Below are 12,406 nucleotides of genomic sequence, written 5' to 3'. Positions count from 1 at the left end.
CCTGCTCGGCCGCCGCGCGCGCGGCGACCACGGTCTGCGCGGCCTGCTCGACGCTTTCCCTGGAGACCAGCTGGTCCTTGCCCAGATCGCGGCGGCGGGCGTGTTCGCGCTCGGCCTGGGCGAGGCGGGCACGGGCTTCGCGCAGTTGCGCCTCGGCCTCGGGGCGCTCGGCTTCGCGCAGGGCCGCCAGGGCCGCGCGGGCTTCGTCGCGGCGCGCCTCCAGGTCCTGGGCCCGCAACACCACCAGCACGTCGCCGGGCTCGACCCGGTCGCCTTCCATCACCCGGCGTTCCAGCACCAGCCCGGCGATCTCGGCCCCGACCGTGACCCGCGAGGGCACGGTGATGCGCCCGGTGGCGACCACGTCCTGCACCAGCGGGCCTGCGACCACGTCGTAGCCGGGCAAGGCCGGGCCGCGCAGCGCGGCGATGGCCCAGGCGGCGAGCAGGACCGCAGCGAGCGCCAAGGCCACGCGAAACCAGGTGCGGCGAAAGAAGGATGCGGCCATGGCTCCACCCGGGGGAAACGTGACCCCATCTTCGCGCAGAACCGGCCGCAGCGAAAACCGCGGCTCGCCGGGTCAGAACTTGTGCGTGATCCGCAGGTAGACGTCGCGATCGACCCGCGCCCGGGTCGCAGCCGGATGCTCGAGCTCGGTGCGCTCGCGGAAGCGAGCCTCCATCGAGGTCTTCGGCAGGAACTGCCACTGGTAACGAATCTCGGCCGAACGGTCGTTGGGGCGGTAGTCCGGCGAGAGCAGCCAGCCGGCATCGGCCCGGCCGATGGCCACGCCGATGTGGTGCTTCGGCGCGAAGTCGTAGACGCTGGCCTGCACCTGCCAGGCGAAGCCGCCGGTGTCGCCGCTGCCGCCGATGTTGGTGGCGGTGTATTGCGGCGTCTCGAACGCGTAGCCGACCTCGGCGCCGGTGACGAAGCGCGCGCCACCCCGGCCCAGCGGCCACTCGGCAGCGATGCGCGCATCGATCGCGGTGTAGTCGTCGCGCACGGGATTGCCCAGGCCCTGGGTGGCGACGCTGTCCGGCATCCAGGTCAGCGACACCATGCGCTGCGTGATCGGCCCCACGCGCTGCTTGTTCTCAAGGCCGAGGAACAGCGTGGTGCGGCTGCCATCGTCGGCGAAGTCCAACGGCGCGTGCGCAACCCCACCGCTGCCGTTCTCGTGGCGGTATTGCGCGATCACGTGGCCGCGCCAGTCGCCGGCCACCGGCACGTCCAGGTGCACGCCGTCGGTCCACTGCACGTCGATGTTGGGGCTGTCGTTGCGGTCCAGGCCCTTGGAGGCGACGCCGGGCACCGCGAAAGCGGTCTGGAAGCGGCCGACCTTCAATCGCATTCCGTTATCGGGTGCCTGGTAACCGACGTAGGCCTCGTCGAGCGTGACGTCGCCGAAGGCCGCGCCGGAGCGCGTAGGCGCGTAGCCGCGCAGATAGGCATGGGTGCCGCCCTGGTCGCTGCTGAAGCGGCCGGCGACGCGCGTACGCACCGACCAGCGTTCGCCGAGGCTGCGCTCGATCGCCACGCGCAGGCGGGCGTTGAACGCGTCCTGGTCGGTTTCATCGCCGTTGCGCGCGGTCTGCTCGCTGGCGAACCAGCCGCCGCGCAGGTCGCCGCTGAGCTTCCATTCCGGCGGGTCGGCAGGGGCGGCGAAGGCGCCCAGGCTGATGGCGAGCCCTGCCACGGCCAGGAGCGCGGAAGTGGCGGCGCGTTGCGCCGGGCGGCGGGGTGAGGCAGTGGCTTTGGCGTCCATGGGGGAGGCTGCTCGCTTGGCGTGGCGGCAGCTTCGCGCTTCCCCGGCGGACCGGCCCTGATTTGCGTCAAGGCCGCCCCTGTTTTCACCAGTCCGTCGGCGCGTAGTCCTTCAGGAACTGGCCCCACACGTGCTCGCCGGTGTTGAAGCCGTGGATGATCGGGTCGACGATGCGGGCCGCGCCGTCGACGATGTCCAGCGGCGGGTGGAAGCGCTCCTCGATGCGCTTGCGCGCGGCGATCTCGACCGGATCCTCGTCGGTCACCCAGCCGGTGTCGACGCTGTTCATGTGGATGCCGTCGCCGTGGTAATCGGCGGCCGAGGTGCGCGTCATCATGTTGAGCGCCGCCTTGGCCATGTTGGTGTGCGGGTGTTTGGTGGTCTTGAAGTTGCGGTAGAACTGGCCTTCGACCGCGGACACATTGACGATGTGCTTGTCGCGCGTCGGGACCTCGCCGTCGGGCGTGCGCAGCATCAGCGGCTTGAGCCTGGCGTTGATGATGAACGGCGCGACCGCGTTGACCAGCTGCGTCTCCAGCAGTTCCACCGACGGCACTTCGTGCATCTGCAGGCGCCAGGAATTGCGCCCGCGCAGGTCGACCTGCTGCAGGTCCTGGTCCAGGCGTCCGGCCGGGAACAGGTGCGACTGCCCGAGCAGTTCCTCCGGCAGCAGGGCCACCTGCGAAAGCTCGGCGGAGGTGATGGCGTTGGCGGCGTTGACCAGTTGCCTGGCCTCCGACGATGACTGTGTCTGCAGCGCACGCTCGCCTTCCATCATGTGCGCGTAGAACGCAGGCGGGCGGCGCACGGTCTGGCAGGCGTTGTTGATGATGAAGTCCAGGCGCGGGCGCTCGGCCAGCAGCTGCGCGCAGAACGCCTCGACGCTGGGCGTGTGGCGCAGGTCCAGGCCGAACACTTCCAGGCGATGGCCCCAGTCGGCGAAGTCCGGTTCGGCCGCGTAGCGCGCGGCCGAGTCGCGCGGGAAGCGCGTGGTCACGATCAGCTCCGCACCAGCGCGCAGAAGTTTCAGTCCGGCGTAATAGCCGATCTTCACCCGCCCGCCGGTGAGCAGCGCTACGCGGCCGTGCAGGTCGGCGGTCTCGGTGCGCTTGAAGAAGTTGAGCTCGGCGCACGCCGGACACAGCTGGTCGTAGAAATGGTGCACCTGCGTGTACTTGCGCTTGCACACGTAGCAGTGCAGCAGTTCCGGCGACTCGTTGTGCGAGACCGGATCCGTGGCGCGGTTGTGCGGATCGTGCTGGCCCGGCGGCTGCGGCGGGAAATAGTTCGGCGTGGAGAACACCGGTTTGCTGCGCAGGGTGCGGATGCCGGTGCGATCGAGCAGCGCTTCGGTCCTGCGCGCCTTCTCCCGGGCCAGCTCGCGTGCCCGTGTCTTGGCCTCGCGGCGGCGCGTGCGCGGTTCCGGATGGTGGACGAGGGCCACGGCCTGCAGCAGGCGCTTGCGCTGTTCTTCGGGCAGGGCGGCGAGCAGGCTGCGGTCGGCAACGATGTCCTCGAGCAACGCCAGGGTCGGCTCGAGGCGGGTATCGGCAATTTCGGTCAAGGATGGATCCGTGGCGCGCGCGGGGCCGGCATTATCCCTTGCCTTCGACGTAGCGTCCGAAGTTGTCGAGGATCGCCTGCCAGCCCTGCTGCTGCATTTCCGGCGGGTTCATGGTCTCGGCGTCGAACTCGACGCGGACGCGCACGCCTTCGGGCTCCTGGCTGAAACGCACGGTCGCCTCGCGGCCGTCGCCGAGGCGATAGGCGACCAGTTCCTGCGGGATGACCCGGGTGTAGGTGCCGCCGAAGTCGAAGCCCATGCTGCCGTCCCGGGCTTCCATGCGGGTGCAGAAGGTGCCGCCCTCGCGCAGGTCGACTTCGCTGCGCGGCGAATGCCAGTCGTCCGAGGCGGCGTTCCAGCGGACGATGTCCTCGGGCGAGTTGTACGCGGACCAGGCCTTGGCGAGGTCGGTGTCGACGACTGTCTCCACGGTCAGTTTCATGCTATAATTTCTCCTGTAAATTGTTGTTTTCAGGGAATATTTTGCAAAAAAGGAGGTACCCGAAATCAAGGCAACCGTCATGTCCATGTTCTTCCGCAGCCGTCCGCCGAGGAAGCTGCGCCGCAAGACCCGGGGCAAGGCCCATCGCAGCACCAGGCACCAGCCCCTGTCCACGAGGATAGACCCCGCGCTGGTCCCCGTCCCGGTTCCCGCCGGCAATCCGGCAGCGCCGCGCCGACGCCGCCAGCAGGCGGCGGGCTACATCCCGCGCCACTCGCCCCTGCCGCGGTTCCGCGTCACTTGACGTCCGCGAGCGCCGCTTCGGCCCTGTCGGCGTAGGCCCGGCAGCTCACCGGCTCCGGCTGCGGGTTCCCCGCATCCGCGTAATTCCATCCACTGAAATCAGGATGTGGCGTCACCAGGACGTCGCAGGGCAGGGCGCGCACGACGTCGAACGATCGCGCGTAGTCCTCGGCCAGCCGCGGATAGCGCGGGTTGCCGTGCACGGTGTAGCCCGGTGCGGTCAGGCTGTCGACGTAGGCGATGCGCACCGGCTTGCCGTCCTTCGTGTCGGTCCAGGTCCAGGCCGTGCTGCCGGGCGTGTGGCCGGACATGAAGTGTGCGGTCAGGCGCATGCCACCCAGCTCCACCACTTCGCCGTCGCGCACGACGCGGTCGGTCTGCACCGGGGGATAGAGGATGGCGTCGCCGAAATGGATGTCGTCGGCGCCGCCGTGGGCCATCAGCCAGGCCGATTCCGCGCTGTTGACCACGCGCGCGCCGGTGGCGCGCTTGACCGCCGCCAGCGGGCCGACGTGGTCGCCGTGCGCGTGGCTGGAAAGGATCAGCTCCAGGTCGGCCGGAGCCACGCCCAGCGACTGCATGTTCGCCAGCAGCATGTCGGCGGCCTGCGGCACGCCGCCGTCGATCAGGATCGCGCCCGCGTCCGTACGGACCAGCAGCGCGCTCAGGCCGACGGTGCCGATGTTCCAGGTGTTGTCGGCGATGCGCACCGGCGGCGTCGGCTGGCGCCAGGACTCGCGGGTCGTATAAGCCTCGGCCTGGGGAAGCACTGCGGTGGACTGGGCGAAGGCGGTGTTGCACAGCAGCACGCACGCAAGCAGCAGCAGCAATCGCGACATGGGAGTCTCCGGCGTTGGCACCCGATTATGCCGGGTCGCGCTACCCTGCACGGCATGGACACTCCGCCGATCCGCCTGCGCGTGGACTTCGTCTCCGACGTCGTCTGTCCCTGGTGCGCCATCGGCCTGGCTTCGCTGGAACGCGCGCTGGAACGGGTCCGCGACGAAGTTGTGGTCGACCTGCATTTCCAGCCGTTCGAACTCAATCCGCAGCTCGGCCCGGAAGGCGACGATGCCGTGGAGCATCTCAAGCGCAAGTACGGCATGGACGACGCGCAGGTCGCGGCCAACCAGGAAGCGATCCGCGCCCGCGGCGCCGAACTCGGCTTCACCTTCGACATGGCGCGCCGCCGCCGTATCCACAACACTTTCGACGCCCACCGGCTGCTGCACTGGGCGAGGCCGGAAGGACGCCAGCACGCGCTCAAGCAAGCGCTTCTGCGCGCCTACTTCACCGAGGGGCGCGACATCGCCGACCACGACACGCTGGTCGCAATTGCGGAAAACGCGGGCCTGCCGGGCACGGGTGCCCGCGAGGTGCTCGCCTCCGACGCGTTTGGCGAGGAAGTTCGCGCCGACGAGCAGTACTTCATGCAGGCCGGGATCCGCGCCGTGCCGGCGATCATCCTGGAGCGCAAGCACCTGGTCTCCGGCGGGCAGCCGCCGGAGGTATTCGAGCAGGCGCTGCGGCAAGTGGCGGCGGCAAAAGGGGAGCAAACTTGACGGGCGGTTGGTACCAATGTACCTTTGTATCTAACGTTCACCCACGGACACTCCGATGACCGCCTCCCGCGTCGCCGCCCGCCACCATTTCCTGGTGCCTGCCCCAGTCGCCAGGGTATTTGCGCTGTTCGATCCCATCGCCGAGAAGGACTGGGTCGACGGTTGGGACCCGTTGCCCGTCCATCCCCAGGAACTGTCGCTGGAGGCGGGAAGCGTGTTCTTCCTCGACCGCGACGGGCGCCGGGAAGTGTGGACCGTGCTGCGCCACGATCCTGTCGCGTACGTCGCCGAATACCTGGCCACTACGCCGGACTACCAGCAGCGCTGGATCACCGTGCGTTGTACGACCGAAGCCGACGGTACGCGCGTCGACGTCGAGTATCGGATCACCGGACTGTCGAAGGAGGGCAGGCGCGAAATGGAAAGCTTCGACGCTTCCCATATCCGGCATTGGGAGGCACCGGTCGCGAAAGCCCTGGGGCTGGGCGTGGCGGGACACGCATGAGCGGCAGGGCTGCTGTTGAGCGGGTGCAGACCGGCATCCGCATCGAGAAGCGGATCCTGAAGGTGCTCAAGGCACTGGCCGAGTACAAGGACATGACCTTGGGCGACCTGCTCGAGGGCATGGTGCTGCACGGCTTCGAAGGCAAGGTGCCGTTCTCCGACGACACCCTGCAGCGGATTGCCACGCTGAAGGAACTTTACGGCCTCGATCTGTCCGCATCCGATGCCCATGGGTTGTCCGGCTGACATGGAACTGTCCGGGCTTTTCATCCATCCGTTGAAATCCTGCGCGCCGCTGGCGGTGGAATCGGCCCGGCTGCACTGGCGCGGGCTCGAGCACGACCGGCGCTGGATGGTGGTCGATGCTTCCGGCCGCTTCATCACCGGGCGAGAGTCGCCGCGGTTGACGCTGGTGCGCGCAATTCCGAACGAAGACGGCTTGCGGCTGCAGGCGCCGGACATGCCGGATCTGCACGTGCCCGTGCCGCCAGCTGGTGCGTCGATTCCGGTCACGGTGTGGAAGAGCTCGGTACTGGCACGTCCGTGCGCCGCGGATGCGGACGCCTGGTTGTCGCAGTTTCTCGGCAAGCCGGTACGCCTGGTGCACATGGATGCAGGCGTGCATCGCCCGGTGCAGTCCGAACACGCGCGCCCCGGCGACGAGGTCAGCTTCGCCGACGCCTTTCCGGTGCTGCTCATCACCCAGGCCGCGCTGGATGGCCTCAACCAGCGCCTGGCGACACCGGTGCCGATGCTGCGCTTCCGCCCGAATCTCGTGGTCTCGGGTGCGCCGGCGCATGCCGAGGACACCTGGAAACGCATCCGCATCGGCGATGCGGAACTGGATATCGGGCCGCCCTGCGTGCGTTGCGTGTTCACCACGGTGGATCCGGCGCGCGGCGAGCGCGATCCTTCGGGCGAACCGCTGCGTACGTTGATCGGTTACCGCCGAGGGCCGGAAGGCGTCACCTTCGGGCGCAATGTCATCCCGCGCGGCGGCAGGGTGCTGCGGATCGGCGATGGCGTCGAGGTCCTGTCCTGACGTAACATCGCGCGTCCTTAGGCCCGGAGTTCGACGGATGACGCAAGAGACGCCAACCGCCCGTTCGCTGTGGACGGAAGTGCGCGACGCCATCCGTGGTACCGGCGCCGACTACACGAAGATCCCCTTGCGCCGCGCGGTGTTCCTGCTCGCGGTGCCGATGGTACTCGAGCTGGTGCTCGAGTCCACTTTCGCGGTGGCCGACATCTGGTTCGTGGCCAGGCTGGGCGCGTCTGCGGTGGCCACTGTCGGGCTGACGGAAACCTACCTCTTCCTCCTGTACTCGATCGCGATGGGCCTGGCGATGGCGGTGACCGCGGTGGTGGCGCGCCGCGTCGGGGAAGAGAACCACGAGGCGGCCGCGATCAGCGCCGTGCAGGCGATCTGGATCGCCTTGGCGGCCTCGGTGCCGTTCGCGATCGTGGGCATCGTGTGGGCGCGCGAACTGCTGGCGCTGATGGGCGCCGATGCCTGGACGCTGGAACACGGCGTGGGCTACATGCAGTGGGCGCTGGGCAGCAACGCGGTGATCATGCTGCTGTTCGTGATCAACGCGATCTATCGCGGCGCAGGCGATGCCGCGATCGCCATGCGCGTGTTGCTGATCGCCAATGCGCTGAACATCATCCTCGACCCGATCATGATCTTCGGCTTCGGGCCGATTCCGGCGATGGGCGTGGAGGGCGCAGCCATCGCCACCACCATCGGCCGCGGCACCGGCGTGCTGATGCAGTTGTGGATCCTGTTCCATGGCGGCAAGCACATCCGCGTGCTGGCCTCGCACCTGGCCTGGCACGGTGCCACGGCCTGGAACATCGTGCGCACGTCGCTGGGCGGCATCGGCCAGATGATCATCGGCATGACCTCCTGGATCTTCCTGGTGCGGATCCTGGCCAGCCTCGGCGCGGAATCCGTCGCCGGCGCGACGATCGCGCTGCGCACGCTGATGTTCGTGATGATGCCGGCCTGGGGCATGTCGAATGCCGCAGCGACCCTGGTCGGCCAGAACCTGGGCGCTTCGCAGCCCGACCGCGCCGAAGCCTCGGTATGGCACATCGGCTGGTACAACATGGCCTACCTGCTGGGTGTGTCGCTTCTTTTCTTCCTGTTCCACGACGACATCGTCGCGTTGTTCAGCAGCGACGCACGGGTGATCGAGGTCGGCGGCCAGTGGCTGCGCATCGTGTCCTATTCGCTGTTCGTCTACGGCTGGTGGATGGTCTCGGTGCAGGCATTCAACGGCGCCGGCGACACCGCGACCCCGACATGGATCAACCTGGTGTTCTTCTGGATGCTGCAGATCCCGCTGGCCTGGTGGCTGGCATTGCACCTGGACTGGGGCTCGGAAGGCGTGTTCTGGGCGGTGTTCTTCTCCGAAACCGCGGTGGGGCTGTTCACCCTGTGGCTGTTCAGCCGCGGCCGGTGGAAGACGGCGCAGGTCTAGGCGCCGGCAAGCCATACACCATCTCGACCATGCGCGCGGCAAGGGACTGGACCCTTGCCTCGTCCAGGCCTTCGTCCAGCAGTTCCTGCAGGATCCGGGCCAGCGCGGCGAACTGCAGCGGCGGCAATTGCGGGAACGGTGCGCAGGCCTCCATCGCCAGGATCAGTGCGCGCCGTGGTGGCGACAGGGTCGCGCTCGGCAGTCCCATGACCTCGGGCTCGGCGGCCTCGGCGCCATCATCGGTGTCGGTGCGCTGCAGCCAGGCGATCGCGGGCAAGTACTCCCGGAAACGCCGGTTCGCCAGGCCGAACTCGCGGGCGAGTTCCTCTACCTCGGGCGCAAGCTGGTGGTCGTAGGTCACCAGCCACGCAACGCGCGCGTTGCGGCCGCGCAGGCGCTCGGCCAGGTAGTGCGCCGTCTTCCGCGCGGTCTCCGGATCGGAGGCCAGGTGGGTCGCAAGCCGGTAGTCGAGCAGGAAGCGGCTGATGTGGTCGTAAGCCCGGGATCCGAAGACCCGTTCGGCGACGATCCTGCGTTCCTCGATGCCGATCTGGCCCGAGTAGCGTACCCGCAGGATTCCGTTGTGCTCGAGGAAGATGTCGTGGGCCACGCGGGCGAAACTAGGGCGGGGGCGGTCGTGCCGGGGTGAATGTGGGGTAGGCTCTGGCCAGGCAACCGTGGCAGGAGACGGGAATGAAGACGCTGCTTGTTTTCGCACTGCTTTTGCTGTCGGCGCCGGCGGCGGCCGCCGAGGTCGCATATTATCCGGTACCCGCCGGCGCCCACCCGCACGACGTCGCGGCCGACCCGCGTCCGGGCGGCCCGGTCTGGTACACCGCGCAGCACCAGGGGGCGCTGGGCCGGCTGGATCCGGCCACCGGCAAGACCGAGCACATTGCCCTGGGTGAGGGGTCGCGCCCGCACGGCGTGATCATCGGCCCGGACAAGGCGCTGTGGATCACCGACGGCGGGCTCAACGCGATCGTGCGCGTGGATCCGGACACGCGCGAGGTCACGCACTATCCGCTGCCGATCGACGAATACACCAATCTGAATACCGCCACGTTCGATGGCGATGGCGTGCTGTGGTTCACCGGACAGGCCGGTTACCACGGGCGTGTCGACCCGAAGAGCGGCAAGGTGGAAGTGTGGGAGTCGCCGCGCGGCCGGGGGCCGTACGGCATCGCCACCACACCATCTGGCGAGGTGTACTACGCCTCGCTGGCCGGCAGCCACATCGCGCGCATCGACACGAAGACCGGCGCCGCCACCCCGATCGATCCGCCCACGAAAAACCAGGGTGCGCGGCGCGTGTGGAGCGATTCGAAAGGCAGGATCTGGGTCAGCGAGTGGAACTCGGGCCAGGTGAGCGTGCACGAGCCGGGCAAGGGCTGGCAGGCGTGGAAGCTGCCCGGCGAACATCCGCGCGCGTACTCGGTGTGGGTCGACGAGCACGACAAGGTCTGGCTGACCGATTTCAGCGCCAACGCCATCGTCCGTTTCGATCCCGCGACCGAGACCTTCGACAGCTTCCCCAGCAACCGCCCCAACGCCGCGGTCCGGCAGATGCTCGGACGCGCGGGCGAGGCGTGGGGCGCCGAGTCGGGCACCGACCGGCTCGTGGTCGTGCGCTACGACGACTAGACGCCCGGACTAGTTCTCAAGTTCGCGCAGCGTCACCGAAGGCGGCGCATCGAGCACGCGCCGCGTCGCGAACAGGCCGGCCAGTAGCGCCGCGGCAGCACCGAGCCCCGCGCCGGCGAAGGCCATGCCCCAGTCCGCTTCCCATGGCATGTCGAAGACCTGCGTGGCCAGGACGCCGGCCAGCAGCGACGCGGCGACGGCGGCGGTCAGGCCGGAGAGCAGGCCGATCGCCGCGAACTCGGAGGCCTGCGCCAGGCGCAGCTGGCGGCGGCTGCCGCCGAGCACGCGCATCACCCCGCCTTCGAGCAGGCGCTCGTCCTGGCTGGCGCTCACCGCGGCCATCAACACCAGCAGGCCGGCAGCGAAGGAGAACCAGAACACCACCTCGACCACGGTCGACACCTGGTCGGCGGTACTGCGCACCTGGTCCAGCACCGCGTCGATGTCGATCACGGTCAGGTTGGGGAACGCGTCCACCAGGTCGGCGGTGAAGTGCGTCGCCCCGGGCGGCACGACCACGGCGGTGATGTGGCTGGCGGGGTAGGAATCCAGTGCCCCCGGCGAGGCGATGACGAAGAAGTTGGGGCGGAAGCTTTCCCACTCCACGCTGCGCAGGCTGGTGATCGGCGCTTCGAAACGCTGCCCGGCGATGTCGAAGGCGATGCGATCGCCGACCTTCCAGCCGAGGTCGTTGGCGAACTCTTCTTCCACCGACAGTTCCGGTGTCGCCGGCGGTGCGGTCCAGAACGCGCCGGCGACCACCTTGTTGTCGGCGCGCAGCGTATCGGCCATCGACAGGTTGAACTCGCGTTCGGCCATCCGCCGTGCGCGGCCGCCGCGGGTCTCGAAATCGGCGCCGGTGACGGTGTTGCCGTTCATGCCCACCAGGCGCGCGCGCACCATCGGATAAAGCTCCGGCGCGCCGATGCCGGCATCGGCGAGATGCTTGCGCACCGCGTCGACCTGGTTGTCCTGCACGTTGATGATGAAGCGGTTGGGCGCGGTTTCGGTCAGCGCCAGCTGCCAGCGGTCGAGCAGGTCGGTGCGCACGAAGGTGAGCAGCAGCAGCGCCATCAATCCGACGCCCATGGCCGAGACCTGGGCAATGCTTGCCGCCGGTCGCCGGCTGACGTTGGCCAAGCCGTAGCGCAGGCTGCCGCGCAGGCGCGTGCGCAGGGCCCGCACGAGCACGATCAGCAGCCACGCGAGCAGCGCGAGTGCGGCGAACGTCGCGGCCAGGCCGCCGAGCAGCGCCATCGCCAGCGTCGCCGAGCCCGACTGCCACCACAGTAGTGCGGCGAGTCCGCCCAGGCCCAGCGCGATCACCGCCCATGCGGAGGGTTCGCGGTGGTCCAGGTCGCGGCGCAGCACGCGCAACGCCGGCACGCGGCGCAATGCGAGCACAGGCGGCGCACCGAAGGCGAGCAGCACCAGTAGTCCCACGCCCATGCCTTGCAAGGCCGGCATCACGCCTGCCGCGGGAATGTCGATGGCCAGCTTCTGCGCCAACCACGCGCCCAGCACCCATTGCGCGAGGAATGCGATGGCCACGCCCACCGCGCTGGCGATGACGCCGAGTATCAGCAGCTCGCCCACGTGCACCGAGACCAGCGTGCGCTGGCTCGCGCCGAGGCAGCGCATCACCGCGGTGCCGGAGAGGTGGCGTTCGCTGTGGCGGCGCGCAGCCATCGCCACCGCGACCGCCGCCAGGATCACCGAGACCAGCGCGGCAAGGCCGAGGAAACGGCCGGCGCGGTCGAGTGCGGAGCGCAATTCCGGGCGCGCGTCGCGTACGGTTTCCAGGCGCTGGCCGCGCCCCAGTTCCGACCGCGCAACCGCGACGAAACCTTCGACCGCGTCCGCTTGTCCGGCGACGATCAGGCGGTAGCGAAGGCGGCTGCCTTCCTGCACCAGTCCGGTGGCCGCGAGGTCGTCGAGGCTGAGGTAGACCTTGGGCGCGACGTTGAAGTAGTCCAGCGCCGCGTCGGGTTCCTGCGCCACCAGCGCCGCCAGGCGCAGCCGCGCATCGCCGATGCCGATCGTGTCGCCGACGCGGGCGCCGAGGGTTTCGGCGCCGGCGCGGCCCAGCCACAGCGTGCCCGGTTCCGGAACGCCGCCGGCGTCGTGGGGGGG

At 69.0% G+C, this 12,406-nt stretch carries 12 protein-coding genes and 1 pseudogene; 6 read left to right on the top strand and 7 right to left on the bottom strand.

All coding sequences use genetic code 11. The annotated features are described in order from the left end of the window. The 5 genes and pseudogenes from QAA18_RS03355 to bla form a co-directional block, all read right to left on the bottom strand. Nucleotides 1–508, bottom strand: a 508-nt coding sequence (locus QAA18_RS03355; protein WP_279411006.1) for a biotin/lipoyl-binding protein, incomplete at its 3' end; no start/stop codon positions are given. Between the two features lie 72 nt (nt 509–580). After that, nucleotides 581–1,768 (bottom strand): putative porin, encoded by a 1,188-nt coding sequence (locus QAA18_RS03350; RefSeq protein ID WP_279411004.1) that lies wholly within the window; start codon nt 1,766–1,768, stop codon nt 581–583. Nucleotides 1,769–1,853: 85 nt separating this feature from the next. After that, a pseudogene (locus QAA18_RS03345) lies at nt 1,854–3,296 on the bottom strand (SDR family oxidoreductase); the annotation flags it as partial. A gap of 67 nt (nt 3,297–3,363) precedes the next feature. Next, nucleotides 3,364–3,774 (bottom strand): SRPBCC family protein, encoded by a 411-nt coding sequence (locus QAA18_RS03340; protein ID WP_279411000.1) that lies wholly within the window; start codon nt 3,772–3,774, stop codon nt 3,364–3,366. A 296-nt stretch (nt 3,775–4,070) separates the two neighbouring features. Next, the gene (gene bla / locus QAA18_RS03335) at nt 4,071–4,916 is read right to left on the bottom strand and encodes a subclass B3 metallo-beta-lactamase (protein WP_343226737.1); all 846 of its coding nucleotides are present in this window, start codon (nt 4,914–4,916) and stop codon (nt 4,071–4,073) included. A 54-nt stretch (nt 4,917–4,970) separates the two neighbouring features. On the opposite strand from bla, the gene QAA18_RS03330 reads away from it, so the two are divergent. From QAA18_RS03330 to QAA18_RS03310, 5 genes are read left to right on the top strand one after another with little or no spacing between them, the layout of a single operon-like run. Then, nucleotides 4,971–5,639, top strand: coding sequence for a DsbA family oxidoreductase (locus QAA18_RS03330; RefSeq protein ID WP_279410998.1), 669 nt, complete (start codon nt 4,971–4,973; stop codon nt 5,637–5,639). A gap of 55 nt (nt 5,640–5,694) precedes the next feature. Next, on the top strand, nt 5,695–6,144 hold the full coding sequence (locus QAA18_RS03325) for a hypothetical protein (protein ID WP_279410997.1): 450 nt from the start codon (nt 5,695–5,697) through the stop codon (nt 6,142–6,144). Next, complete coding sequence (locus QAA18_RS03320) at nt 6,141–6,389, top strand: hypothetical protein (protein ID WP_279410995.1); 249 nt, start codon at nt 6,141–6,143, stop codon at nt 6,387–6,389. The genes QAA18_RS03325 and QAA18_RS03320 overlap by 4 nt, the downstream gene beginning before the upstream one ends. A gap of 1 nt (nt 6,390) precedes the next feature. After that, the gene (locus tag QAA18_RS03315; RefSeq protein ID WP_279410993.1) at nt 6,391–7,185 is read left to right on the top strand and encodes an MOSC domain-containing protein; all 795 of its coding nucleotides are present in this window, start codon (nt 6,391–6,393) and stop codon (nt 7,183–7,185) included. A 37-nt stretch (nt 7,186–7,222) separates the two neighbouring features. Beyond that, a complete protein-coding gene (locus QAA18_RS03310; protein WP_279410991.1) occupies nt 7,223–8,629 on the top strand; it encodes an MATE family efflux transporter in 1,407 nt (468 codons plus the stop codon). On the opposite strand, the gene QAA18_RS03305 is transcribed toward QAA18_RS03310, so the two are convergent. Beyond that, nucleotides 8,595–9,239, bottom strand: a complete 645-nt coding sequence (locus tag QAA18_RS03305) for a hypothetical protein (protein WP_279410990.1) — start codon at nt 9,237–9,239, stop codon at nt 8,595–8,597. The two genes, QAA18_RS03310 and QAA18_RS03305, sit on opposite strands and share 35 nt — an antisense overlap. A gap of 83 nt (nt 9,240–9,322) precedes the next feature. Between QAA18_RS03305 and QAA18_RS03300 the strand changes: the two genes are divergently transcribed. Further along, entirely contained in the window at nt 9,323–10,273 is a 951-nt protein-coding gene (locus tag QAA18_RS03300; RefSeq protein ID WP_279410989.1) for a lyase, read from the top strand. A gap of 9 nt (nt 10,274–10,282) precedes the next feature. On the opposite strand, the gene QAA18_RS03295 is transcribed toward QAA18_RS03300, so the two are convergent. Beyond that, nucleotides 10,283–12,406 (bottom strand): FtsX-like permease family protein (locus QAA18_RS03295; protein WP_279410988.1); only part of this gene is annotated, 2,124 nt, incomplete at its 5' end.

It is taken from the genome of Luteimonas sp. 8-5 (assembly GCF_029763755.1).
Classification (GTDB): Bacteria; Pseudomonadota; Gammaproteobacteria; order Xanthomonadales; family Xanthomonadaceae; genus Cognatiluteimonas.
The sequence above is the reverse complement of the archived record's forward strand: the minus strand, read 5'-3'. Positions and strand labels throughout refer to the sequence as shown.

What these genes read in the sequence shown, in the direction of transcription:
- QAA18_RS03350 (WP_279411004.1), bottom strand. Translation starts at nt 1,768, where the DNA reads ATGGACGCCAAAGCCACTGCCTCACCCCGCCGCCCGGCGCAACGCGCC.
- QAA18_RS03340 (WP_279411000.1), bottom strand. Translation starts at nt 3,774, where the DNA reads ATGAAACTGACCGTGGAGACAGTCGTCGACACCGACCTCGCCAAGGCC.
- bla (WP_343226737.1), bottom strand. Translation starts at nt 4,916, where the DNA reads ATGTCGCGATTGCTGCTGCTGCTTGCGTGCGTGCTGCTGTGCAACACC.
- QAA18_RS03330 (WP_279410998.1), top strand. Translation starts at nt 4,971, where the DNA reads ATGGACACTCCGCCGATCCGCCTGCGCGTGGACTTCGTCTCCGACGTC.
- QAA18_RS03325 (WP_279410997.1), top strand. Translation starts at nt 5,695, where the DNA reads ATGACCGCCTCCCGCGTCGCCGCCCGCCACCATTTCCTGGTGCCTGCC.
- QAA18_RS03320 (WP_279410995.1), top strand. Translation starts at nt 6,141, where the DNA reads ATGAGCGGCAGGGCTGCTGTTGAGCGGGTGCAGACCGGCATCCGCATC.
- QAA18_RS03315 (WP_279410993.1), top strand. Translation starts at nt 6,391, where the DNA reads ATGGAACTGTCCGGGCTTTTCATCCATCCGTTGAAATCCTGCGCGCCG.
- QAA18_RS03310 (WP_279410991.1), top strand. Translation starts at nt 7,223, where the DNA reads ATGACGCAAGAGACGCCAACCGCCCGTTCGCTGTGGACGGAAGTGCGC.
- QAA18_RS03300 (WP_279410989.1), top strand. Translation starts at nt 9,323, where the DNA reads ATGAAGACGCTGCTTGTTTTCGCACTGCTTTTGCTGTCGGCGCCGGCG.